At 64.0% G+C, this 22,160-nt stretch carries 24 protein-coding genes; 8 read left to right on the top strand and 16 right to left on the bottom strand.

The features are described 5' to 3' along the window. The first annotated feature begins 350 nt into the window (after nucleotides 1–350). The 4 genes from KDW55_RS26015 (at nucleotide 351) to KDW55_RS26000 (ending at nucleotide 4,158) form a co-directional block, all read left to right on the top strand. Nucleotides 351–1,568, top strand: coding sequence for a DUF2863 family protein (locus tag KDW55_RS26015; protein ID WP_040144651.1), 1,218 nt, complete (start codon nucleotides 351–353; stop codon nucleotides 1,566–1,568). A 209-nt stretch (nucleotides 1,569–1,777) separates the two neighbouring features. After that, nucleotides 1,778–2,614 carry a response regulator transcription factor gene (locus KDW55_RS26010; protein ID WP_040144652.1) on the top strand — a complete coding sequence of 279 codons (837 nt, stop codon included), beginning with the start codon at nucleotides 1,778–1,780 and terminating at the stop codon, nucleotides 2,612–2,614. A gap of 75 nt (nucleotides 2,615–2,689) precedes the next feature. Continuing rightward, complete coding sequence (locus tag KDW55_RS26005) at nucleotides 2,690–3,364, top strand: energy-coupling factor ABC transporter permease (RefSeq protein ID WP_040144653.1); 675 nt, start codon at nucleotides 2,690–2,692, stop codon at nucleotides 3,362–3,364. A gap of 137 nt (nucleotides 3,365–3,501) precedes the next feature. Then, complete coding sequence (locus KDW55_RS26000) at nucleotides 3,502–4,158, top strand: hypothetical protein (protein WP_040144654.1); 657 nt, start codon at nucleotides 3,502–3,504, stop codon at nucleotides 4,156–4,158. An 86-nt stretch (nucleotides 4,159–4,244) separates the two neighbouring features. Here KDW55_RS26000 and KDW55_RS25995 read toward each other — a convergent pair whose 3' ends face one another. Together KDW55_RS25995 and yaaA are read right to left on the bottom strand one after the other, a co-directional pair. After that, nucleotides 4,245–5,399, bottom strand: a complete 1,155-nt coding sequence (locus tag KDW55_RS25995) for a M14-type cytosolic carboxypeptidase (protein WP_040144655.1) — start codon at nucleotides 5,397–5,399, stop codon at nucleotides 4,245–4,247. A gap of 88 nt (nucleotides 5,400–5,487) precedes the next feature. Beyond that, the gene (yaaA, locus tag KDW55_RS25990; RefSeq protein ID WP_209820862.1) at nucleotides 5,488–6,270 is read right to left on the bottom strand and encodes a peroxide stress protein YaaA; all 783 of its coding nucleotides are present in this window, start codon (nucleotides 6,268–6,270) and stop codon (nucleotides 5,488–5,490) included. A gap of 57 nt (nucleotides 6,271–6,327) precedes the next feature. On the opposite strand from yaaA, the gene KDW55_RS25985 reads away from it, so the two are divergent. Both KDW55_RS25985 and KDW55_RS25980 read left to right on the top strand, forming a co-directional pair. Continuing rightward, nucleotides 6,328–6,828 (top strand): putative toxin-antitoxin system toxin component, PIN family, encoded by a 501-nt coding sequence (locus KDW55_RS25985; RefSeq protein ID WP_069241574.1) that lies wholly within the window; start codon nucleotides 6,328–6,330, stop codon nucleotides 6,826–6,828. Between the two features lie 34 nt (nucleotides 6,829–6,862). Beyond that, the gene (locus tag KDW55_RS25980) at nucleotides 6,863–8,035 is read left to right on the top strand and encodes a pyridoxal phosphate-dependent aminotransferase (RefSeq protein ID WP_059546433.1); all 1,173 of its coding nucleotides are present in this window, start codon (nucleotides 6,863–6,865) and stop codon (nucleotides 8,033–8,035) included. Between the two features lie 52 nt (nucleotides 8,036–8,087). Here KDW55_RS25980 and KDW55_RS25975 read toward each other — a convergent pair whose 3' ends face one another. After that, nucleotides 8,088–8,744 carry a glutathione S-transferase gene (locus KDW55_RS25975; protein ID WP_069241980.1) on the bottom strand — a complete coding sequence of 219 codons (657 nt, stop codon included), beginning with the start codon at nucleotides 8,742–8,744 and terminating at the stop codon, nucleotides 8,088–8,090. A gap of 200 nt (nucleotides 8,745–8,944) precedes the next feature. Between KDW55_RS25975 and KDW55_RS25970 the strand changes: the two genes are divergently transcribed. Then, entirely contained in the window at nucleotides 8,945–9,736 is a 792-nt protein-coding gene (locus tag KDW55_RS25970; RefSeq protein ID WP_059546432.1) for an enoyl-CoA hydratase, read from the top strand. A 174-nt stretch (nucleotides 9,737–9,910) separates the two neighbouring features. Then, complete coding sequence (locus KDW55_RS25965; protein WP_212161848.1) at nucleotides 9,911–10,603, top strand: glutathione binding-like protein; 693 nt, start codon at nucleotides 9,911–9,913, stop codon at nucleotides 10,601–10,603. A gap of 51 nt (nucleotides 10,604–10,654) precedes the next feature. On the opposite strand, the gene KDW55_RS25960 is transcribed toward KDW55_RS25965, so the two are convergent. The 13 genes from KDW55_RS25960 to nuoI all read right to left on the bottom strand — a co-directional run bounded on the left by KDW55_RS25960 (nucleotide 10,655) and on the right by nuoI (nucleotide 22,151). After that, the gene (locus KDW55_RS25960) at nucleotides 10,655–11,131 is read right to left on the bottom strand and encodes a MaoC family dehydratase (RefSeq protein WP_040144660.1); all 477 of its coding nucleotides are present in this window, start codon (nucleotides 11,129–11,131) and stop codon (nucleotides 10,655–10,657) included. Beyond that, a complete protein-coding gene (locus KDW55_RS25955) occupies nucleotides 11,128–11,589 on the bottom strand; it encodes a MaoC family dehydratase (protein ID WP_040145002.1) in 462 nt (153 codons plus the stop codon). Before KDW55_RS25955 ends, KDW55_RS25960 begins: the two co-directional genes overlap by 4 nt. Nucleotides 11,590–11,624: 35 nt before the next feature. Then, nucleotides 11,625–12,758 carry an acyl-CoA dehydrogenase gene (locus KDW55_RS25950; RefSeq protein ID WP_212161847.1) on the bottom strand — a complete coding sequence of 378 codons (1,134 nt, stop codon included), beginning with the start codon at nucleotides 12,756–12,758 and terminating at the stop codon, nucleotides 11,625–11,627. Nucleotides 12,759–12,777: 19 nt separating this feature from the next. After that, nucleotides 12,778–13,974 (bottom strand): acyl-CoA dehydrogenase family protein, encoded by a 1,197-nt coding sequence (locus KDW55_RS25945; protein WP_212161846.1) that lies wholly within the window; start codon nucleotides 13,972–13,974, stop codon nucleotides 12,778–12,780. A gap of 51 nt (nucleotides 13,975–14,025) precedes the next feature. After that, a complete protein-coding gene (locus tag KDW55_RS25940; RefSeq protein WP_040144663.1) occupies nucleotides 14,026–14,448 on the bottom strand; it encodes a DUF1178 family protein in 423 nt (140 codons plus the stop codon). Nucleotides 14,449–14,583: 135 nt separating this feature from the next. Beyond that, nucleotides 14,584–15,174, bottom strand: a complete 591-nt coding sequence (locus KDW55_RS25935) for an NUDIX hydrolase (RefSeq protein WP_040144664.1) — start codon at nucleotides 15,172–15,174, stop codon at nucleotides 14,584–14,586. Nucleotides 15,175–15,215: 41 nt separating this feature from the next. Then, on the bottom strand, nucleotides 15,216–15,512 hold the full coding sequence (locus KDW55_RS25930; RefSeq protein ID WP_040144665.1) for a DUF2818 family protein: 297 nt from the start codon (nucleotides 15,510–15,512) through the stop codon (nucleotides 15,216–15,218). Continuing rightward, entirely contained in the window at nucleotides 15,512–16,966 is a 1,455-nt protein-coding gene (nuoN, locus tag KDW55_RS25925; protein WP_212161849.1) for an NADH-quinone oxidoreductase subunit NuoN, read from the bottom strand. The genes KDW55_RS25930 and nuoN overlap by 1 nt, the downstream gene beginning before the upstream one ends. Before the next feature lie 36 nt (nucleotides 16,967–17,002). After that, nucleotides 17,003–18,493 carry an NADH-quinone oxidoreductase subunit M gene (locus KDW55_RS25920; protein ID WP_040144667.1) on the bottom strand — a complete coding sequence of 497 codons (1,491 nt, stop codon included), beginning with the start codon at nucleotides 18,491–18,493 and terminating at the stop codon, nucleotides 17,003–17,005. A 17-nt stretch (nucleotides 18,494–18,510) separates the two neighbouring features. Then, nucleotides 18,511–20,565, bottom strand: coding sequence for an NADH-quinone oxidoreductase subunit L (gene nuoL, locus KDW55_RS25915; protein ID WP_040144668.1), 2,055 nt, complete (start codon nucleotides 20,563–20,565; stop codon nucleotides 18,511–18,513). Between the two features lie 17 nt (nucleotides 20,566–20,582). Then, nucleotides 20,583–20,888 carry an NADH-quinone oxidoreductase subunit NuoK gene (nuoK, locus tag KDW55_RS25910; protein ID WP_004185739.1) on the bottom strand — a complete coding sequence of 102 codons (306 nt, stop codon included), beginning with the start codon at nucleotides 20,886–20,888 and terminating at the stop codon, nucleotides 20,583–20,585. An 18-nt stretch (nucleotides 20,889–20,906) separates the two neighbouring features. Further along, a complete protein-coding gene (locus KDW55_RS25905; protein ID WP_040144669.1) occupies nucleotides 20,907–21,557 on the bottom strand; it encodes an NADH-quinone oxidoreductase subunit J in 651 nt (216 codons plus the stop codon). Nucleotides 21,558–21,662: 105 nt separating this feature from the next. Next, a complete protein-coding gene (nuoI, locus tag KDW55_RS25900) occupies nucleotides 21,663–22,151 on the bottom strand; it encodes an NADH-quinone oxidoreductase subunit NuoI (RefSeq protein ID WP_011885529.1) in 489 nt (162 codons plus the stop codon). Between the last annotated feature and the right edge of the window lie 9 nt (nucleotides 22,152–22,160).

Here is a 22,160-nt window from a genome sequence, read left to right as displayed (position 1 = left end):
AGCGCTGCGTTTTCAGCAGCAGAGAAGCGAGATTATGAACCGCCTTTCTTCGCTCGTCAACAACTTTCTGAACTGCTTCGTTGCGACCGCGAGGGGTTCAGCTTCGTGTGCCCAGGGCCGCTACCGCAGACCCAATCGCACCGCTTCCCTTCTTCTCCCGCGCCGCGTTTCCGTTAGCGCGAAAGAGGCGTGATTCTAGGCATCGTTCAGCGATCGCGCAAGGGGTTCGGCGGATTTATTTCGCCCCCCGTCCAGACGACCTTCCAGCCATGCCCGAGCACGAGAGCGCTTATGGTGCAAAGAACGGACTAGAATGTGAGGTTCTTCGCCTCTTTCTATACGTATTTAATATGCGCCAGCGAATCGCCAAACGCCTCCCCCCCGACGCCGACAAACTGGTCGGCCTGTCGCTTGCGCTCTTCGCCTCCGGCAGCCGCATTGAGGATCGCTTCTGGGAAGCGAAGCTCGATGCGCTGCTCGCCAAGATCGTTCGCAACGGCAACCAGACGACGCTCGACGCGGCACTCGATCATCTGCAGCAGAATCATCCCGATGCATATGGCGCGCTCGCCGACATGGCCGAGACGCACAGCGAATCGATGGTGATCGATCACGAAGGCCAGCCGTACGATGCACTGCTGGTCGCCGTCCCCGTTCTTGCATGGACGCGCTACATGATCCCGTCCGGTCCGCTGAAAGGCGACGTCGCGGACGCGCTGCGTGCTCATCTGCACGCGCATGTGCTGGCATCCGGGACGCTCGTGGGACTCGCGCCGTTCCTGTACAGCATCGATCAGTTGCCGCGACACCACGTCGAGACCTACCGGCTCGCCCAGCAACTCGCGCATGCAGCCGTCGGCCAGCACGCGGCCAAGCTGAGCTTCGGCGACCTGCCCGAGACTTCGCCGATTCTGGCCGATCCGCGCTTCCTGCTCGCCGTCGTCGCCGCCCCCGCCGGCGCACCGCTGTTCCGTTGGCAGGAAGAAGAGCACGGCAACCGGATCGAACGCGGCCAATGCCTGGAACAATGGACTGCCCAGGGCGGCCCGAATCTGTCGGTCGCACTCCCGGGCTGCGAGTTCGAATGCCTGCTTCCGGACGCGTACTACTCCGCTTGCCGTGATGCGGACGAGCGAATCCGTCCGCACACAGTCCGAACGGCCATCCGTTATCTTTTCGACACACTTGGTGCAGCGCCGCAGGAACTGCGTGCTGTGGTTGCCGGCTTCGGCGAACGACGGATCGACGAGTATCGCGTCGGCTTCACGCGACGCGCCAGCAACGACGTGATCTATGGAGTCGTGTGGCCGCTCTACGGCCGCGAAAACGGCGACGTGGCGATCGACAGCGCGACGCTCGAAGGCGAGGCGCCGATCGACGGGCCGCTCGAAGAAATCGTGAGTTTGCTGAAGGAATGCGGCGTAACGGACGTCCGGCGGCACGCCGGACGCTTCGAACCCGAATATTGCGACGACTGCGGCGTGCCGCTCTATGCGGATCCGCTCGGCGAAATCGTCCACGCCGAAATGCCGGAAGACGCGTCGCCCGCGCAACCGCACTTCCACTGACCGCGTCGCAGGCCAGCATGGCCTGCCCCGCCCGAAGCCGCTCCCGGTTCCAGCCGGAGCGGCTTTTTTTTCGTCGATCGCACCATCCGCCGACATTTCAGACTTTTCCTAAGCCTTTCAGCCAAGCAGACATCGTGTAAGGTTTTTGTCATTATCGGACTGAAGGCATGCCGACGGCAGCTCAATGATTCATCTTAAGGAGGTTGAATATGCGGTTCCTGGTGCTGAATTCAGACGCCGAACGGCGTGACGGACTGAAAGCCCTGCTGCGGCAGATCGACCGTCACGCCAGCATCAACGATGCGCCCGACGGCTTCCAGGCGCGCCGGCTGCTGCGCACCCAGCGTTTCGATCTGGTCGCGATCAACTGGCCGGACGTCGGCAGGCTGAGCGAAGTCCAGGCGCTGTCCAGCGCGTGCTCGCCGACTCCCACCGCGGTACTGATCGACGAGTCCACGCCGCAAGCCATCCAGCGCTTCTACAACTATGGCGTCGCGGGCGTGATCCCGCATTCCACGCGGCCGCATCTGATCGTGCGGGCACTCGAAATCGTGCTGCTCGGCGGCCACTACATCCCGCCGATCGCGCTGAGCCTACTGCCGTCCGCCGCCGCGGCGCGCAACGACGCCCATTTCCAGAAACTGGCCGGATCCCTGCCACGCAGGCCGCCCGTCGGCCTGCTATCGCCGCGGCAGGCGCAAATCATGCGTTTCGTTCACATGGGCAGCACCAACAAGATGATTGCGCGAACGCTCGGAATCAGCGAAGGCACCGTGAAGATCCATCTCGCCAGCATCTTCCAGCAACTCGGCGCGGCAAATCGCGCCGCCGCGGTCGCGATCTACAACGGCTGGTTGTCGCCGCATCTCGAGGTGCTTCTGGCCAACCGCGATCGCGCCAGCAAACCGGCCATCGGGGAGCGCGGCCCGGTTCCGCTGCGCGCGCAACGGAGAGAGCGTGCGTATCCGTTGCCCGCGGCAAACGCCGGTACCCGCGACTTGCCGCTCGCGGCCGAGCCGCCGGCACGGTTTCGGCGCGAGCGCTAGTCGGACAGTCTCGATATTGCGACGTTCGGAATGTGCGGATTCCCACCTTTGATCCTCAACGAGTAATATGAACGCATGGGTTTTCTTTTCACACCGCTTCCGCTCTGGGTAGGCGTCGGTGGCTGGATCGCCGCCGTGGCGCTGCTCGCGCTCGCGATCTGGAATCGTCCTTTCGTCCGCCTGCAGGACGCAACGCTCCAGCACGTGTGGCTCGCGCTCGTCACCGCGATCGCGGTTCTGTGGGCGTCGAACGCGTGGCTCGAGGACGGGATCGTCATGCATCTGCTCGGCGCGACGCTACTCGTTACGCTGTTCGACTGGACGCTCGCACTGATCGCGATGGGTGCCGTCACGGGCGTCGCGGCAGTTGTTTTCGACGCACCGTGGCAAGGCGTCGGTCTCACCTATCTGGTGTACGGCGCGCTGCCGGTCGCGGTATCCGCGCTGCTGCAGCGCGCGGCGCTCGCGTGGCTGCCGCACAACCTCGCGTCGTTCATCACCGGGCAGGGCTTCCTGTCGCCGGCCATCGCGATCGTCGCGGTTGCCGGTGCGGCGGCCGGTGTGCAGCTCGCGCTCGCGGATGGCGTGCCCGTCGTGATTCCGGCCGGCTACATGCTGAACACAGCGCTGCTCGCGCTCGGCGAAGCATGGTTCACCGGGATGGCGACCGCGCTCATCGCCGTCTATCGTCCCGCATGGGTCACGACGTTCGATGTCCGCCGCTATCGTCTCGGCGGCCCGCGCGCTTGAATGCCTGAGCTGTCCCGGTCCAACAACGCGTGCGTCGAACCGCTTGCGGAGCGCGGGAGAGCGCGACGTCTACTGACGCACCACTTTTTTACGCTAAGATTGAACTCCTGATCTTCATCGGGCATCTATACGTCCCGATGCCTCACTTGCTTCTCACCAATAACCTGATGGACAGCTCTCCTGCCTCGCTCCGGATTTTCCGGGCGCTCGGCAAGCTGGCAGCCTGTGTCGCGGGCCTGTCGCTTGCGCTTCCGGCACCGGTATTCGCCGACCTCCTCGACCAGCGCTCCGAACTGATCAACAAATTCGTCAACGAGATGCATGCCGATCCGATCGTCGCGGATTGTGCGGCGCACGGCAGCTTCATCGCGAGCACGTCGTCGGCGTTCGACCGCGTCGACTTCGCGCCGAATGCGTTCGAAAGCGGCAACGCAACAATGACGCCGTGGAACGATTCGTTCGATCAGGGCAAGCAGCGCGTGAAGGTCGACAACATCGTCACCGTGGACGGCCTCGGCGTCCGCAACGACGGCAGCGCACCGACACCGTTGAAATTCCGTTGCGGCTACGTCGGTCAGCAAATGCTCGCGTTCAGCTGGAACGATCCCGTGCCGCCGTTGAAGCCCCGTGTCGAGCGCCCGTCGTCGTCGACGAAGAAGTTCAAGGGCAAGTCGCACCGCGGCAAGGCAAAAGCGAACGCAGCCGGCCGCACCGGCGGCAAGAAGGCAGTCGCGACGAAAAAATCGAGCGGTACGAAGAAAGCCGTCAAAAAGAAAACCGCGAAGAAGTCCTGATACGACGGAGCGGCAACGACAGAAGCAAGAAAGCCGGCGCATCGCACGATGCGCCGGCTTTTTTTTTCATATCGACGACTGCGCGCTTACGCGAACGTCTCGACGTGCGCGAGGATTGCCGCGAGCATCGCCGCGCCGAGCGCCGCGCTGCGCTGGCCGTTCCAGCCGACGCGCTCGTCGGGCAGGTTCGCGTTGTCCTTGAATGGCATCTCGAGCGTCAGCGAAAGGCAGCCGAACTGATGGCCGATGTACTTCGACGCGAGCTTGAGCGCGTCCTCCTTGTACTTGCTCGCCGCATAGCCGTGCTCGGTCTGGAAGTCGGGGCTTGCGACCTTGAACGCATCAATGAATGCGGCTTGCTCCCTGCGCTGTTGCTCGGTAAAGCCTGGCAGCATCTCCGAACCCGCAACGAACACGTACGGCAGATCCTCGTCACCATGAATGTCGAAGAACATGTCGCAACCGGTCGCATGGATCGCGTCGCGCACGACCAGCACTTCCGGGCTGCGCGCGGCATCGGGTTCCATCCACTCGCGGTTCAGGTTCGCGCCCGCCGCGTTGGTGCGAAGGTTGCCGTGCACGCTGCCATCCGGATTCATGTTCGGTACGATGTAGAACGTTGCGTGGTCGTACAGCTTGCGCGCAACCGGGTCACCCGCCCAGTCGCCCCAGCCGGCGAGCCGCTTGACGAGCCCTTCGACGAACCACTCGGCCATCGTCTCGCCGGGATGCTGGCGCGCGATGATCCACACCTTCTTCTTCGGCGCGCCGTCGACTTCCGGCGTGCCAAGCGTCAGCAGCGACATCGGCCGGCCTTCGACGGTGCGCCCAAGCTCGACGACATTCGCGTGCGGCAGCTGCTGGACCGCACCGACGAACGCCGCATGGCGCTCTTCCGAATATGGCTCGAAGTATGCGTAGTAAATGCTGTCGAATTCCGGCGTGTGGTCGATGGTCATCGTCTTGCCGTCGAATGTCGTCGGCACGCGAAACCAGTCGACGCGGTCGTAGCTCGCGACCGCACTGTAGTTGCGCCATCCCGACGGATACGCACAGTCGGCCGCATTCTCGAACGCCATCACGCAACGCTCATCGCGGGCGCCGGTCAGGCGGAAGTAAAACCATTGCGCGAACTCGGAACGGCTGTCGCCGCGCACGCGCAGACGGATCGCGTCCGGGCTGTCGCACGACACGACGTCGATCGCGCCCGCATCGAAATTGCTGGTGATCGAAAGGGTCATCCTTCTCTCCAATTGCGACCGGAGCGGGCGGTTTGCCGCATGTCCGGCCTCATGCTTGCGCCGGCCGCCTCGTGAACGGCCGGCATGGTCACTCGCCGATGCGCCGGCGATATACGTAAGTCGAATCGTTCGACGCAGCCGCGTCGAACGCGTAACCTTCCATCGCGAAATCCTTCAGCGCCGCGGGTTCGGCGATGCGGTTCTCGACGATATAGCGCGCCATCAGGCCACGGGCGCGCTTCGCGTGGAAGCTGATGATCTTGTAGCGGCCGCCCTTCCAGTCCTCGAATACCGGCGTGACGATCGGCGCGGCCAGCAGTTTCGGCTTCACCGACTTGAAGTACTCGGTGGACGCGCAGTTGACCAGCACGCGCGCTGCACCCGTGCGCGTCTCGAGCTGCTCGTTCAGCGCCCGGGTGATCCGGTCGCCCCAGAACGCGTACAGATCCTTGCCGCGCGCGTTCGCGAAACGGGTCCCCATCTCGAGCCGGTACGGCTGCAGCAGGTCGAGCGGACGCAGCAGCCCGTACAAGCCCGACAGCACGCGCACGTGTTGCTGCGCGAAGTCGAGATCGGCAGCCGACAGCGATTTTGCGTCGAATCCTTCGTAGACGTCGCCGTTGAACGCGAGCACCGCCTGCTTCGCATTGGCCGTCGTGAAATTCGGCGACCAGTCGGCGTAACGCTGGAAGTTCAGGCGCGCGAGCGGATCGGAGATATCCATCAGCGTTGCGATGTCCTGCGGCGACAGCTTGCGCAGACCATCGATCAGTTCCGACGCATCCTCGACGAATGCAGGCTTCGTGTAAGACGGGACGTGGGCGGGCGTATCGTAGTCGAGGGATTTGGCGGGAGAGAGAACGATTATCATAGAGGCTCGCTGGCACGCCGTGCCTTGCGGTCAGACGAAAACCACCGATTGTAACGAATGACCCGCTCCCTCGCCCCGCATGACGCGCTTCGCGTCGTGCTCGACTCGAACGTCTGGATCGACATCCTCGTGTTCGACGACCCTGCCACGCGCCCGATCCGTGCTGCGCTCGAGCGCGGTACGCTCGGCGCCGTGATCGACGGCCGCTGCCTGAACGAGCTCGAACTCGTGCTCGACTATCCGCAGTTCCGGGCGCGCGCGATCGACAAGGCCAAAGCGCTCGCGATCGTCGCGCGCCTGGCGACGCTCGTCGAGCCGCCGGCCATCGCCGCCGCCGACACGCTGCCGCTGCCGAAATGCAAGGACCGCGACGATCAGAAATTTCTCGAGCTCGCGCGCGCCGCGCAGGCCGACTGGCTCGTATCGAAGGATCGCGCGCTGCTCAAGCTCGCGAAGCGCACTGCGCGCGACTTCGGCTTCCGGATCGCACAGCCTGCGCCGTTTACCGAAGCCTGCGCGCTCGATGCCGCGTCGGCCACCACCTCCACGCCGGCCTGACAGGCCCGGCGCCACACCGCTTGCGACCGTATCGATGAACGCTCCTTCCGACATGCCCAAGACTCCCGTTTTCCCCTCGCGCCTGCCGAACGTCGGCACGACGATTTTCACGGTCATGAGCGCGCTCGCCGCCGAGAAAGGCGCGGTCAACCTCGGGCAGGGCTTCCCCGATTTCGACTGCGATCCGCGCATCGTCGACGCGGTCTCGGCCGCGATGCGCAACGGGCACAACCAGTATCCGCCGATGGCGGGCGTGGCCCCGCTGCGCGACGCGATTGCCGACAAGATCGCGCACGTCTACGGCCGGCGCTACGATCCGGCCACGGAGATCACTGTGACCGCCGGCGCGACGCAGGCGCTGCTGACGGCAATCCTGTGCGCGGTGCATCCGGGCGACGAAGTGATCGTCATCGAACCGACCTACGACAGCTATCTGCCGTCGATCGAACTGGCCGGCGGCAAGCCCGTGTTCGTCACGCTGGAAGCGCCGGACTACGCCATTCCGTTCGATCGTCTCGCGGCGGCGATCACGCCAAAGACACGCATGATCATGATCAACACGCCGCACAATCCGACCGGCACGGTGTGGCGCGACACGGACATGCGCAGGCTCGAGGAGATCGTGCGCGGCACCAACGTGCTGATCCTGTCGGACGAGGTGTACGAGCACATGGTCTATGACGGTGCGCGCCACGAGAGCGTCGCGCGCTACCCGGAGCTCGCCGCGCGCAGCTTCATCGTGTCGAGCTTCGGGAAGACGTACCACGTGACCGGCTGGAAAGTCGGCTATGTCGCGGCGCCCGCGGCGCTGACCGCGGAGTTCCGCAAGGTCCACCAGTTCAACGTATTCACGGTCAACACGCCGATGCAGATCGGGCTCGCCGACTACCTGCGCGATCCGGCACCGTACCTGACGCTGCCCGATTTCTACCAGAAGAAGCGCGACTTCTTCCGCGCCGGCCTCGAACGCACGCGCTTCAGGCTGCTGCCGTGCACGGGCACGTACTTTCAGTGCGTCGATTATTCGGCGATCAGCGACCTGCCGGAAGCGGAATTCTCGAAATGGCTCACCTCGGAAATCGGCGTGGCGGCAATTCCGGTGTCCGCGTTCTATCACGAGCCGCATGAATCGGGCGTCGTGCGCTTCTGCTTCGCGAAACAGGAAAGCACGCTCGCATCCGCACTAGAACGGCTCGCGCGCTTGTAAACCGGATTGGGCCGGCCGGGCGCGGCCGCTCGCCGCGCCCGCCCCATCGCGCTTATGAACGCGCGATGCCGGATGCTTCGATATACGCCTTGCGATCGGCTGCCACGCGTTGTGCGGCGGGCCGCTCGCCGACCAGCTTCGCATGCGCCTTCCAGTCAATGCCTGCGTCGACCAGGAAATCGCGGCCGAAGATCGCCTTCGTTGCCATTCCGATCACCGGCAGATGTACCGTCGCGGCGATGTCGGCCAAGCCAAACGTGTCGCCGAGCACATACGGTGAAAACTTCGCCATTTGCTTGAATGCGTCGATCGCGCGCGGCAGGCGCTTCTCGACGTGCGCCTTCATCCCGTCGCTGACCTTGCCGCCGAAAAATGCTTCCGTATAAACTTCGCGCGCCGTCCATTCGAGATACAGCTCGAGCGTCTCGACGAGTTCACGTACCTTGGCGGCCGCGAATGGACTATGCGGGAGGATCGCCTTCTCAGGGTAGCGCGCCGCCAGATACTCGACGATGACCTGCGATTCGAACAGCGCGCCCTCTTCCGTCTTCACGAACGGAATCTTGCCGAGCGGCGAATCGGCGAGCAATGCCGGGTCGCTGATCGGCAAGCCGCATGTCGATTCCTCGAACGGGATGCCGTGCTCGAGCAGCACGAACTTCACCTTGTTGTAATAGTTGGACAACGGAATACCGCACAGCTGTAGCATCGGAGTCTCCTGCGTTGCTTGAAGCGCGGCCGCAGCGCTACCGGCCGCATCGGGATGCATCGCGCCAAAAAGCACGTTCGTGCTAGTCTAAAGCAGTTTCACGTCCGTCACGACGCCATTACATCCGCTGCAGCGTCACGCTCGCCTGCATGCGCAACGCGCGACGCCGCAGCGTCGCCATTCGATGGAGACACACTCGCATGAGCGCTGAACTGCTGGCCTCGCGTCCGCCCGAAAGCGAATCGACGCTCGTCCTCACGTTGTCCAACCCCGGCGCACGCAACGCACTGCATCCCGACATGTACGCAGCCGGCGTCGAAGCGCTCGCCACCGCCGATCGCGATCCGGCGATCCGCGCCGTCGTGCTCACGGGCGCCGACCGTTTCTTTTGCGCGGGCGGCAACCTGAACCGGCTGCTCGACAACCGATCGAAGGACCCGTCTTACCAGGCTGACAGCATCGATCAGCTCGCCGCATGGATTACGGCGATTCGCGCGTCGACGAAGCCGGTGATCGCAGCAGTCGAAGGCGCGGCGGCCGGCGCAGGCTTCTCGCTTGCGCTCGCATGCGATCTGATCGTCGCCGCGCACGACGCGAAATTCGTGATGTCGTACGCTCGCGTCGGCCTCACGCCGGACGGCGGCGGCTCCTGGTTCCTCGCCCGTGCGCTGCCGCGCGCGCTGGCGGCGGAAATCCTGTTCGAGGGCAAGCCCGTCGCGGCCGAACGCCTGCATGCGCTCGGTATCGTCAACCGGCTCGCCGCGCCGGGGGCCGCGTTGTCCGACGCGCTCGCGTGGGCCGACTCGCTGGCCGGCGTCTCGCCGAACGCGCTCACGCGCATCAAATCGCTGCTCGACGACGCAACCGCGCAGCCGCTTGACGCACATCTCGGCGCCGAGCGCGATCACTTCGTCGCGTCGCTGCATCACGCGGATGCGTTCGAGGGAATTACCGCATTTCTCGAGAAACGGGCACCGCGCTACAAGCGCTAATGCCCGGGCGACTCCACCGCTCCAACGGCGTTACCGGCGTTGCGGCGACACGCATGTGCCTGTTGCCGGCGCGGTTTCGCGCCGCCTGCAGCGCACGGCGATCCATGCTCTAATGACCGCCTGTCGCGGCGCCGTACCGGCGCCGTTTTCGCGCATGCAACGAAGGAGTTGACGATGATCGACGTCTACAGCTGGGCGACCCCGAACGGCCACAAGATCCACATCATGCTCGAGGAAACCGGCCTCGCGTATCGAGCGCATCCGATCGACATCGGTGCGGGCGACCAGTTCAAGCCAGAATTCCTGAAGATCAGCCCGAACAACAAGATTCCCGCGATCGTCGATTCCGACGGCCCGGGCGGCCAGCCGATCTCGCTGTTCGAATCGGGCGCGATCCTCGTCTACCTCGCGGAAAAAACCGGCAAGTTCCTGCCGTCGGATCCGGCCGCGCGCTACGCGACGCTCGAATGGCTGATGTTCCAGATGGGCGGGGTCGGCCCGATGCTCGGACAGGCACACCATTTCCGCATCTACGCACCGGAAAAAATCGAATATGCGGTGAATCGCTACACGAACGAAGCGAAGCGCCTGTACAACGTGATGGACAAGCGCCTCGGCGAATCCGAATATCTCGCGGGCGACACGTACACGATCGCGGACATCGCGACGTTTCCGTGGACGCGTTCGTGGCAGAACCAGGGCATCGTGCTCGATGAACTGCCTAACGTGAAGCGCTGGCATGAAGCGATTGCCGCGCGCCCGGCCGTGCAGCGCGGCGTCGAAGTTCTCTCGTCGCTGCGCAAGGCGCTGCAGGACGACAAGGCACGCGAGATCCTGTTCGGCGCAACGCAATACGCGAAGCACTGATGCGGCAGGCAACGGCGAGCGCGGCGGCATCCGGCGATGCCGCTGCACGCGTCAGAAGTAGTGCAGCGTGATGAATTCCGCCGCGCAAACAAGCTGCGGCGCATCGGGACGATCGGCCTGCACCGACACCGACCACGTTACCTGTACGCCACCGCGCGCGGCGTCCGCCGTTTCCTTCACTGCGAACAGCGCACGCACGCGCGCACCGACTGCCACCGGCTTCAGGAACCGAACGCGGTTCAGTCCGTAGTTCACACCCATCTTCTGCTCGAAGCGCATCGCGTCGGTCATCAGCGCGGGAATCAGCGACAGTGTCAGGAACCCGTGCGCGATCGGGCCGCCGAAAGGCGACTCGCGCCGCGCACGCTCGGGATCGACATGAATCCACTGGCGATCGTCGGTCGCATCGGCAAAACGGTCGACCCGCTGCTGATCGACCTCGATCCAGCCGCTGGCAAACGGCTCCGCACCGACCAGAGCATGCAGCGCCGGCGCCGATGCGATGAGCGGCAATGTCGTGTCGGTCATGCGCCCACTCCTTGCGGATGACGCAGCCCGAAGATCACTTTCGTGTGAACGGTGATCACCGTGTCGCCGGCTTCGTTGATGCCGATCCACTCCGTCGACACGATGCCGCGATCGGGCTTGCTAGCCGACACGCGCTTGTCGTGAATCTTCTGGTACATCGTGATCGTGTCGCCGGCGCGCACGGGCTTGAGCCAGCGAATCGAATCGATGCCGGGCGAACCCATGCTCGTCGAATCCGGGCCGAGCTTCTTGATGAGCAGGCTCATGAACACCGAACAGGTATGCCAGCCGCTCGCGACGAGGCCGCCGAACGGCGATGCTTTGCCGGCGGCCTCGTCGAGGTGGAACGGTTGCGGGTCGTAGCGTTGCGCGAACGCCTTGATGTCGTCCGACTCGAACGTGTAGCGACCGATTTCGGTCGTGCTGCCGACTTCCAGATCTTCGTAGCTGATACCCACTTGTGCGTCTCCCGTGGCGCGCTCGCGCGTCGCCGTCATGCAGCGTCGAACTGCGCGAAATCCGGCAGGGCCGCGATGCGCGCAAGGTGATGATCGGTGTCGCCAAGCGTGATCTCGATGATCGACAACCGCTTGAACAGGTGCGCGGCCGCGACCTCGTTGGTCACGCCCATCCCGCCGTGCAGTTGCACGGCCTGCTGGCCGACGAACCGCGCGGCCGCTCCCACGCGCGCCTTCGCGGCGGACACCGCCTTGCGCCGCGCGCCGGCATCGCCGCCCGCGTAACGCACCGCGGCGAGATACGTCAGCGAACGCGCCTGCTCCGCGTGAATCAGCATGTCGACCATCCGGTGCTGCAGCGCCTGGAAGCGCGCGATCGGTACGCCGAACTGCTCGCGCGTCTTCGTGTACTCGACTGTCGCACGATTCAACTCGTCGAGGGCGCCGACCGCTTCCGCGCACAGCAGGAAGGTCGCGTAGTCGGCAATCTGCTCGAGCGCAGCCGCATCGCGCGCGCCGCCGGTCAACTGCCGTGCGGGCGTTTCATGCAGCTCGATCGTTGCGGCGCGCTGGCCGTCGATCGTCCGGTAATCGGCGAGTTTGACGCCCGCGGCGTCGCGCTCGACGACGAACAGGCCGATGCCGCCGCCGTCGACGCGCGCGGGCACGATCCACGCATGTGCCTGCGCACCATGCTGGACAATCGATTTCGTGCCGGTCAGCCGATGTGTGCCGCCGTCCTCGCGCGCACGCGTATCGATTTCGTACAGGTCATAGCGCGCCCGCGGTTCGTGGAACGCCACGGCCAGGCGCTTCTGCCCCTGAGCGACCGCTTCCAGCAGAGCCGCATCGTCCCCCGTGCCGGAACCGGCGACCCTCAGCGCCTCGATGCCGACCGCCGTCGCCCAGTACGGTTCGACGACGAGTGCGCGGCCGAGCTCCTGCATCGCCACCAGCATGTCGACGGTGCCGCCGCCGAAGCCGCCGTGTGCATCGGGCACCGGCAGCGCGGTCAGGCCGAGCTCCGCGAATGCGCTCCATTGCACGTCCGACACGCCGGCGTCGCTGCGCACGATGGCCTGGCGCGCGTCGAAACCGTACTGCTCGCCGAGATAACGGCGCAGCGCGTCGGCGAACTGTTGCTGCTCATCGGTAAAACCGAAATCCATGGTTGTCTCCGTTACCTGATCACAGCCCGAGGATCATCTGCGCGATGATGTTCTTCTGAATTTCGTTCGAGCCGCCGTAGATCGACGTCTTCCGATAATTGAAGTAGTACGCGGCAAGCGGCGCCGCATCGTCGTCGCCGGCGATGCTGTGTTCGCGCTCGCCGGCGAGGAACGGGACGTCGAACGGCGCGGCCAGCGGGCCGATCGCCTCGAACATCAGCTCGGTGAGCGCCTGCTGCACCTCGGTTCCCTTGATCTTCAGCATCGACGCCTCGGGGCCCGGCCCCTGGCCGCTCGTCTCGCGGCTCACGACGCGCAGCACCGTCACCTCGAGCGCCATCAGCTCGACTTCGAGCGCCGCGACCTTCGCGGCGAACACCGGATCGGCGAGCAACGGCTTGCCGTTCTTGCGCTGGTTCGACGCCACGCGCTTCAGGAACGCGAGTTCGCGCTTCGACGCGCCCACGCGCGCGATGCCGGTACGCTCGTGGCCGAGCAGATACTTCGCATAGGTCCAGCCGCGATTCTCGTCGCCGACGAGATTGTCGACCGGCACCTTCACGTCCTCGAAGAAGACTTCGTTGACTTCGTGATCCTCGTCGAGCGTGATGATCGGGCGCACGGTGATGCCTGGCGTCTTCATGTCGATCAGCAGGAACGAGATGCCCTCCTGCTTCTTCGCCGCCGGATCGGTGCGCACGAGGCAGAACATCATGTCCGCATACTGGCCGAGCGTCGTCCAGGTCTTCTGGCCGTTGACGACGTAGTAGTCGCCGTGACGTTCGGCGCGCGTGCGCAGCGACGCGAGATCGGACCCGGAACCCGGCTCCGAATAGCCCTGGCACCACCAGTCGGTGCCGTCGAGGATACGTGGCAGATAGTGCTGCTTCTGCGCGTCGCTGCCGTATTTCATCAGCACCGGCGCGACCATCGACACGCCGAACGGCAGCACGGTCGGTGCGCCGATGCGTGCGCACTCCTCGTCCCAGATGTGCCGCTGCGTCGCGTTCCAGCCCGGCCCGCCGTATTCCACCGGCCATGCAGGCGCGGACCAGCCGCGCTGGCCGAGAAGCCGGTGCCAGCTTGCGAAATCCTCGCGGTCGAGTCGCTTGTGATCAAGTACTTTGACGCGCAGTGCTTGAGGCAGATTCGCCTCGAGCCACGCGCGGACGTCGGCGCGGAATGCGTCGTCGGCGGGGGAATAATCCAGATCCATGCGCAGTGTCTCCTGTCCGCAGCCGCCCCGGCCACGAACACACTGCGTACGTCATTGCAGCGGTTCTTTAAGCGCGGCAGGAATCGGCAGCGGCATCACGTCGATGCCTTCTTCGACCAAGGACTGTGCATCCTCCGGCGTCGTGACGCCGCGAATGCTCCGTGCCGGCGCCTCGTTGTAATGGATGCGCCGCGCTTCCTCGGCGAAGCGCTCGCCCACGTTCTCGGTTTTCTCCAGCACCTCTCGCAGTGCCCGCATCACGTGCGCCTGCAACGCGCGCGGATCGGCCGGCTGCGCCTGCGTCGCACCCGACAGGTTCAGGCGCGGAGCCGACGGCATCCGATTGATCTGCGTCGTTCCGCATACCGGGCATTCGACCAGCTTGCGGGACAACTGCGCTTCGAACTCATCGGCGGAAGCGAACCAGCCTTCGAACCGATGACCGTGCGGGCACTGTAAATCGAGGACCTTCATGCTGAATCAGGGCGTGTGACGAGTGTAGCGCAAAACGCGCTTTTGTGAACGACCGTGCTAAACCGGGAGCGCGTTACCGCACGGCGGCCGCGTCACGGGATTGTAACGCGGCGCCCGACCCGTTGCAGACGCCCGTCAGGGCCGCTCGACCGGACCCAGCGGCCACGCGCCGGACAGCACCTTGTCGAGCCACATCGTGCCGATGATGGTCTTCACGTCGGTGATCTGGCCCGTGCGCACCCATTCGAGCAGGTCGGCCAGCGTCGCGGTGAAGGTTTCGAGGAATTCGCCTTCGTCGAGCTTGCGTTCACCGGCCGTCAGCCCGCGTGCGAGATAGAGATCGATGAATTCGGTCGAATAGGAAATGATCGGGTGAATCCGGGCCAGGAACACGTATTCACGCGCCGTATAGCCGGTTTCCTCGCGCAGCTCGCGCACCGCGCACGCGAGCGCACCTTCGTTCGGATCGAGCTTGCCGGCCGGGAATTCGGCCATCACCTTGCCGATCGGATACCGATACTGGCTTTCCATCAGCACGCGGCCGTCGTCGAACAGCGGAATCACCATCACCGCGCCCGGATGCTGCACGTATTCGCGCGTGGCCTGCTTGCCGTCAGGCAGGCGAACGGTGTCGCGCTTGAGCTTGAGGAACGAGCCTTCGAAAATCGCCTCGCTTTCGAGGCAGGTTTCGGTCAGTGCGGCGTCGTGATTGGGAAGTTCGGCCATCGGCGGGCTCCTGAGGAGTGAGCACGCGACGGCCGCAGCCGTCAGCGTCGTTTGACGAGATACTGGAACGTGAAGCCGGGAAACGCGAACACGACGAAAAGACTGAACGTGATCGCGTAAAACTGCCAGCCTTGTTCGAAGCGGTTGCCGGCGCGCGACTCGAGCCAGAAGCCCAGCGCGCCGACCACGAAATACAGGACGATCAGCTCGCCGATCCGGATCCACGCGCTCTTCTTCGCCGCGCCGAACGGCACGACGGCGAAGAGACGTTGGTTCAGGAACGGCACGTTGGCGCCCGTGAGCGCCAACAGCACGATGAACCAGCCGGCTGCCGACATTACAGCGGCAGCGTGTGACGAATCGCCTGCAGGCAGGCCGTCAGCAGCGGGCTCGGGATCAGGCCCAGCACGACGACCGCGACACCGTTAAGCACCAGGATCGTACGCTTGCAGAAGTCGCCGGTAATCGGGGCCGTGTCCTGCGGCGCATCGAAATAGATCAGCTTGACGATGCGCAGGTAGTAGAACGCGCCGAACAACGACGTGATCACGGCCAGCACGGCCAGCCAAGTCAGGCCCGCGTTGACGGTCGCCTCGAGCACCGCGAGCTTCGCGTAGAAGCCGACGGTCGGCGGAATGCCGGCCAGCGAGAACATCATGACCATCATCACGAACGCGAACACCGGGCTGCGCTTGTTGAGACCCTTGAAGTCGTCGATCGTTTCCGCTTCGAAATCGCGGCGCGCGAGCAGCATCACCACGCCGAACGAGCCGAGCGTCGTGATCAGATAGACGATCGCGTAGAACATCGCCGAGCTGTAAGCGTTCGCCGGTGCGGCCGCGTCGCCCTTCACGATGCCGGCGAGCAGGCCGAGCAGCACGAAGCCCATGTTGGAGATCGCCGAGTACGCGAGCATCCGCTTGATGTTGCGCTGGACGATACCGGTGATGTTGCCGACGATCAGCGACAGCGCAGCGAGGATCACGAGCGCGGTCTGCCAGTTCTGCGCGAGCGGCAGCAGGCCCATCACCAGGAAGCGCAGACCCCACGCAAACGCGGCAACCTTCGGGCCGCCGCCGACGAACAGCGTCATCGCGGTCGGCGCGCCCTGGTAGACGTCCGGCACCCACATGTGGAACGGCACGGCGCCAAGCTTGAACGCGATACCCGCGACGATGAAGATCACGCCGAACATCAGCACGGCTGCGTCGGTGTTGCCGCCGACCGCCTTGTACACCTCGCCCAGCTCGAGCGAGCCGGTCGCGCCGTAAAGCATCGAGATGCCGTACAGCACGAAGCCCGACGCGAGCGCGCCCAGCACGTAGTACTTCATCGCGGCTTCGCTCGACTGCGCGGCATCGCGGCGCAGCGCGATGACGGCGTACAGCGACAGCGACATCAGTTCGAGGCCGAGGTACAGCGTCAGGAAGTTGTTGCCGGACACCATCACCAGTTGACCGAGCAGCGAGAACATGCCGAGCAGGAACACGTCACCGCGGAACATGTCGCGGTCTTCGAGATACTTGCGCGAATAGACGAGCGAGACCGCGAAGCCGATCGACACGACGGCCTTCATCATGCTCGCGAACGAGTCGACGACGACCATCCGCGAGAAGAAGTAGTACGGCTGCGGGTCCAGCGCCTGCAAGGCAAACCAGACGCCGGCGACGACCGACGAAACCACCGCGATCAGATAGGTCAGGCGGCGGCCGGCGGCACCGGTAAAGGTGTCGTTCAGCCATGCGACCACGATGGCGACCATCACCAGCGCGTCAGGCAACAGGACATTCATAGGAGCGTTCATGATCTTGATTTCCTCCGCTCGCGATTACTGGGCCAGCGGCAGCTTCGACTGCGCGACGTGGGAGAGGAGGTTTTCCACGGAAACGTGCATCACGTCGGTGAAAGGCTTCGGATACAGGCCCATCAGCAGCGTGAACGCGGCGAGCACGGCCAGCATCGTGAATTCGCGACGGCCGATGTCCTTCAGCTTGGCAACGTGATCGTTCGCGACCGCGCCGAAGTACACGCGCTTGTACATCCACAGCGTGTAGGCAGCGCCGAGGATCAGCGTGAATGCCGCGCCGAACGCGATCCAGAAGTTGTACTGGACGGCCGCGAGAATCACCATGAACTCGCCGACGAAACCCGACGTACCCGGCAGGCCGCAGTTGGCCATCGAGAACAGCATCGCGAATGCCGCGAACTTCGGCATCACGTTCACGACGCCGCCGTAATCGGCGATCTGGCGCGAGTGCACGCGGTCGTACAGCACGCCGATGCACAGGAACATCGCGCCCGACACGAAGCCGTGCGAGATCATCTGCACGATCGCGCCTTCGACGCCGAGCTGGTTGAAGATGAAGAAGCCGAGCGTGACGAAGCCCATGTGCGCGATCGACGAATACGCGACCAGCTTCTTCATGTCGGCCTGCACCATCGCGACGAGGCCGATGTAGATCACCGCGATCAGCGACAGCGTGATCACGACCGGCGCCAGGAAGTGGCTCGCGTCAGGCGTGATCGGCAGCGAGAAACGCAGGAAACCGTAGGCGCCGAGCTTCAGCATGATCGCCGCCAGCACGACCGAGCCGCCCGTCGGCGCTTCCACGTGTGCGTCAGGCAGCCAGGTATGCACCGGCCACATCGGCACCTTCACCGCGAACGCGAGGAAGAATGCAATGAACAGCAGGATCTGCGGCGTCATCGCGATCTTCGCGTTCTGCCACGTCGCAAGGTCGAACGAATGCGTTTCCGTGTACAGGTAGATCAGGGCGACCAGCATCAGCAGCGAGCCGGCCAGCGTGTACAGGAAGAACTTGAACGCCGCGTACACGCGGTTCGGGCCGCCCCACACGCCGATGATGATGTACATCGGGATCAGGGTCGCCTCGAAGAACACGTAGAACAGCAGGCCGTCGGCCGCCGAAAACACGCCGATCATGATCCCGGACAGGATCAGGAAGGCCGCGAGGTACTGCGCGACGTTTTCGGTGATCACTTCCCACGCGGCGATCACGACGATCACCGTGATCAGCGCGGTCAGCACGACGAACCACATCGAGATGCCGTCGACGCCAAGGTGATACGAGATGTCGAAGCGTTCGATCCAGGTCGACTGCTCGACGAACTGCAGCGCAGCCGTGCTCGAATCGAAGCCCGTGATCAGCGGAATCGTGACCGCGAGGCCGAGCAGCGAACCGATCAGCGCGACCCAGCGGGCCGTCCCCGGGTTTTTGTCGTTACCGACCGCGAGCACGAGGAGGCCGAAAACGATCGGCAGCCAGATCGCGGTACTGAGAATCGGAAAAGCGTGCATTAGTGTTGTCCCCCGCCTTATTTGCCGCCGAGCGTTACAAACAGGGTCAGGAGCCCCAGCATGCCGATGATCATGGCGAACGCGTAGTGATAGATGTAACCGGATTGGAGGAAGCGGATCACGCCGGCGAACCAGCCGATGAACCGGGCGCTGCCGTTGACGAGGCCGTCGATCACGACGACGTCACCTTCCTTCCACAGGCCGCGGCCGATCGCCACCGAACCACGGGCGAACACCACTTCGTTGATCTTGTCCATGTAGTACTTGTTGTCCAGCAGCGTGTAGATCGGGCCGAACGCGCGGCGGATCGACGCCGGCAGATCCGGACGCTTCAGGTACAGGAACCACGCGACGACGACGCCGGCAAGCGCCAGCCACACCGGCAGGCCCGACACCGAGTGCAGGCCCATGCCGACCCAGCCGTGGAATTCTTCGGCCATCTCGGCCAGCGCCGGATGGTTTTCGCCGATGAAGATCACCTTGTCGAACGCGACGCCATGCTGGAAGAAGTCGCCGAACAGCATCGGGCCGATCGCGATCGCGCCGATGATCACCGACGGGATCGCCAGCAGGACCAGCGGCACCCACACGACCCACGGGGTCTCGTGCGGCTCGTGCGCATGATCGTCGTGGCCATGGCCGTGCCCGTGATCGTCGTGACCGTGTGCGGCGGCCATGCCCATCGGCGATTCCGGATGCTTCGGCTGGCGGAAACGCTCTTCGCCGTGGAACACCAGGAAGTACATGCGGAACGAGTACAGCGCCGTGACGAACACGCTCGCGACGACCGCGAAGTACGCGAAGCCCGAACCCGGCAGGTGCGACAGCTTCACCGCGTCGATGATCGAGTCCTTCGAGTAGAAGCCCGAGAAGAACGGCGTACCGATCAGCGCGAGCGAACCGACGAGCGACGTGATCCACGTGATCGGCATGTACTTGCGCAGGCCGCCCATGTTGCGCATGTCCTGGTCATGGTGCATGCCGATGATCACCGAGCCGGCGCCGAGGAACAGCAGCGCCTTGAAGAACGCGTGCGTCATCAGGTGGAATACGGCTACCGGGTAAGCGGACACGCCGAGCGCGACGGTCATGTAGCCGAGCTGCGACAGCGTCGAGTACGCGACCACGCGCTTGATGTCGTTCTGGACGATCCCAAGGAAGCCCATGAACAGTGCGGTGATCGCGCCGATCACCGTGATGAACGACAGCGCGGTGTCAGACAGTTCGAACAGCGGCGACATGCGCGACACCATGAAGATGCCGGCCGTCACCATCGTCGCCGCGTGAATCAGCGCGGAGATCGGCGTCGGGCCTTCCATCGAGTCCGGCAGCCACACGTGCAGCGGGAACTGCGCGGACTTGCCCATCGCGCCGATGAACAGGCAGATACACGCAACGGTCAGCAGGCCCCAGTCGGTGCCCGGGAAGTGCAGGCTCGCGAGCTCCGCGCGCTTCGCAAACACTTCGCCGTAGTTCATCGAACCCGCGAACGCGAGCAGCAGGCCGATGCCGAGCAGGAAGCCGAAGTCGCCGACGCGGTTCACGAGGAACGCCTTCATGTTCGCGTAGATCGCGCTCTCACGCGTGAAGTAGAAGCCGATCAGCAGGTACGACACCAGACCCACCGCTTCCCAGCCGAAGAACAGCTGCAGGAAGTTGTTGCTCATCACGAGCATCAGCATCGAGAACGTGAACAGCGAGATGTACGAGAAGAAGCGCTGGTAGCCGTCTTCTTCCGACATGTAGCCGATCGTGTACACGTGCACCATCAGCGACACGAAGGTCACGACGACCATCATCATCGCGGTCAGCGAATCGACGAGGAAGCCGACTTCGAGTTTCAGCGAGCCGACGTTCATCCATTCGTAGACGGTCGCGTTGAAGCTCGCACCGCCCATCACGTCGACGAAGACTTTCGCCGACAGGAGGAACGCGATCAATACGCCGAGGATCGTGATCCGGTGTGCGCCCTTGCGCCCCACTGCGTTCCCGAACAGCCCCGCAATCAGCGAGCCGGCCAGCGGAGCGAGCGGAATCGCCAGCAGCAGGTTTTCATTGAGTGTCGTTGACATAACAGCGTTGCCTGAAATTAACCTTTGAGCTGATCGAGATCCTCGACATTGATCGTGTCGAGCTTACGGAACAGGGTCACCAGAATCGCGAGACCGATCGCGGCTTCCGCTGCGGCGACGGTCAGCACGAAGAACACGAAGATCTGGCCGTGCACGTCGCCGAGGTAGTGCGAGAACGCGACGAAGTTGGTATTCACCGCCAGCAGCATCAGTTCGATCGCCATCAGGATGATGATGATGTTGCGGCGGTTCAGGAAGATCCCGACGATCGCGATCGCAAAGAGGATCGCGCCGAGCACGAGGTAGTGAGCAAGAGTCAGCATGGTTTTCTTTTCCTCCGCTTAGCCGTTGGTGCTCGTACCGGCTTCGCTCTGCGCCGTTTCCGGCTGCGGCTTGTCCGCTTCCATCTTCACGAGGCGCACGCGGTCGCCGCGGCGCACCTTGACCTGATCCGACACGCGCTGGCGCTTGCTGTCCTTGCCCTTGCGCTCGGTCAGCCCGATCGCGGCGATGATCGCGACCAGCAGCACCAGGCCGGCGATTTCAAACGCGAAGATGTAATCGGTGTAGATCACCTTGCCGATCAGGCGCGTGTTCGACCAGTCGGCCATCGCGCCCGTCGCCATTGCATGCACCGCGTGCGTGTCGCCGTAGCCGCGCCACAGGATCAGCGCGGTTTCGATCACGATGATCGCGCCGACGACCGTTGCCATCGGCACGAACCGCTTGAAGTCGCGGCGCAGGTAATCGATGTTGATGTCCAGCATCATCACGACGAACAGGAACAGCACCATCACGGCGCCCACGTACACCAGCACCAGCAGGATCGCGAGGAACTCCGCTTCCAGCAGCATCCAGATCGCTGCGGCGTTGAAAAACGCCAGCACAAGGAAAAGCGCAGACGCCACCGGGTTGCGCGAAGTGATCACCTTCAGCCCTGATACCACCAGGAGCAGCGCGAAGATGTAGAACAGTACGGTCGTGAATTCCATGATTACCGGTTCATCGTTAGGCCATAGTCAGGCGCGGCTTGCGGGACGTCCGCACCCGTCGCGGCGGCTCGGCCCGTTCATCCCGGGCCGGCACTGCACACACAATCAACGATACGGCGCGTCGGCGGCCTTCGCCGCGGCGATGTCCTTCTCGTAGCGATCGCCCACCGCGAGCAGCATTTCCTTCGTGAAATACAGGTCGCCGCGCTTTTCGCCGTGGTACTCGAGAATCTGCGTCTCGACGATCGAGTCGACCGGGCAGCTTTCCTCGCAGAAACCGCAGAAGATGCACTTCGTCAGGTCGATGTCGTAACGCGTCGTGCGGCGCGTGTTATCCGCGCGCGTTTCCGATTCGATCGTGATCGCCATTGCGGGGCATACGGCCTCGCACAGCTTGCACGCGATGCAGCGCTCTTCGCCGTTCTCGTAGCGGCGCAGCGCGTGCAGCCCGCGAAAACGCGGCGAGATCGGGGTCTTCTCTTCCGGGAACTGCACGGTGAACTTGCGCCGGAACGTGTAACGACCGGTGAGCGCGAGCCCCTTCAGCAGCTCCGTCAGGAAGAAGGTCTTAAAGAAGTGTTGGATTGCCGTCATGATTTCGTC

Origin of the sequence: Burkholderia sp. AU19243 (assembly GCF_018148075.1) — a bacterium.
GTDB lineage: Bacteria > Pseudomonadota > Gammaproteobacteria > Burkholderiales > Burkholderiaceae > Burkholderia > Burkholderia latens_A.
Note: the sequence above shows the minus strand (reverse complement) of the source record. Positions and strands in the feature narration are given on the sequence as shown.

Coding starts and splice junctions, on each gene's coding strand:
- KDW55_RS26015 (WP_040144651.1), top strand. CDS start 351: ATGCGCCAGCGAATCGCCAAACGCCTCCCCCCCGACGCCGACAAACTG.
- KDW55_RS26010 (WP_040144652.1), top strand. CDS start 1,778: ATGCGGTTCCTGGTGCTGAATTCAGACGCCGAACGGCGTGACGGACTG.
- KDW55_RS26005 (WP_040144653.1), top strand. CDS start 2,690: ATGGGTTTTCTTTTCACACCGCTTCCGCTCTGGGTAGGCGTCGGTGGC.
- KDW55_RS26000 (WP_040144654.1), top strand. CDS start 3,502: ATGCCTCACTTGCTTCTCACCAATAACCTGATGGACAGCTCTCCTGCC.
- KDW55_RS25995 (WP_040144655.1), bottom strand. CDS start 5,399: ATGACCCTTTCGATCACCAGCAATTTCGATGCGGGCGCGATCGACGTC.
- yaaA (WP_209820862.1), bottom strand. CDS start 6,270: ATGATAATCGTTCTCTCTCCCGCCAAATCCCTCGACTACGATACGCCC.
- KDW55_RS25985 (WP_069241574.1), top strand. CDS start 6,328: ATGACCCGCTCCCTCGCCCCGCATGACGCGCTTCGCGTCGTGCTCGAC.
- KDW55_RS25980 (WP_059546433.1), top strand. CDS start 6,863: ATGAACGCTCCTTCCGACATGCCCAAGACTCCCGTTTTCCCCTCGCGC.
- KDW55_RS25975 (WP_069241980.1), bottom strand. CDS start 8,744: ATGCTACAGCTGTGCGGTATTCCGTTGTCCAACTATTACAACAAGGTG.
- KDW55_RS25970 (WP_059546432.1), top strand. CDS start 8,945: ATGAGCGCTGAACTGCTGGCCTCGCGTCCGCCCGAAAGCGAATCGACG.
- KDW55_RS25965 (WP_212161848.1), top strand. CDS start 9,911: ATGATCGACGTCTACAGCTGGGCGACCCCGAACGGCCACAAGATCCAC.
- KDW55_RS25960 (WP_040144660.1), bottom strand. CDS start 11,131: ATGACCGACACGACATTGCCGCTCATCGCATCGGCGCCGGCGCTGCAT.
- KDW55_RS25950 (WP_212161847.1), bottom strand. CDS start 12,758: ATGGATTTCGGTTTTACCGATGAGCAGCAACAGTTCGCCGACGCGCTG.
- KDW55_RS25945 (WP_212161846.1), bottom strand. CDS start 13,974: ATGGATCTGGATTATTCCCCCGCCGACGACGCATTCCGCGCCGACGTC.
- KDW55_RS25940 (WP_040144663.1), bottom strand. CDS start 14,448: ATGAAGGTCCTCGATTTACAGTGCCCGCACGGTCATCGGTTCGAAGGC.
- KDW55_RS25935 (WP_040144664.1), bottom strand. CDS start 15,174: ATGGCCGAACTTCCCAATCACGACGCCGCACTGACCGAAACCTGCCTC.
- KDW55_RS25930 (WP_040144665.1), bottom strand. CDS start 15,512: ATGTCGGCAGCCGGCTGGTTCATCGTGCTGTTGGCGCTCACGGGCGCC.
- nuoN (WP_212161849.1), bottom strand. CDS start 16,966: ATGAATGTCCTGTTGCCTGACGCGCTGGTGATGGTCGCCATCGTGGTC.
- KDW55_RS25920 (WP_040144667.1), bottom strand. CDS start 18,493: ATGCACGCTTTTCCGATTCTCAGTACCGCGATCTGGCTGCCGATCGTT.
- nuoL (WP_040144668.1), bottom strand. CDS start 20,565: ATGTCAACGACACTCAATGAAAACCTGCTGCTGGCGATTCCGCTCGCT.
- nuoK (WP_004185739.1), bottom strand. CDS start 20,888: ATGCTGACTCTTGCTCACTACCTCGTGCTCGGCGCGATCCTCTTTGCG.
- KDW55_RS25905 (WP_040144669.1), bottom strand. CDS start 21,557: ATGGAATTCACGACCGTACTGTTCTACATCTTCGCGCTGCTCCTGGTG.
- nuoI (WP_011885529.1), bottom strand. CDS start 22,151: ATGACGGCAATCCAACACTTCTTTAAGACCTTCTTCCTGACGGAGCTG.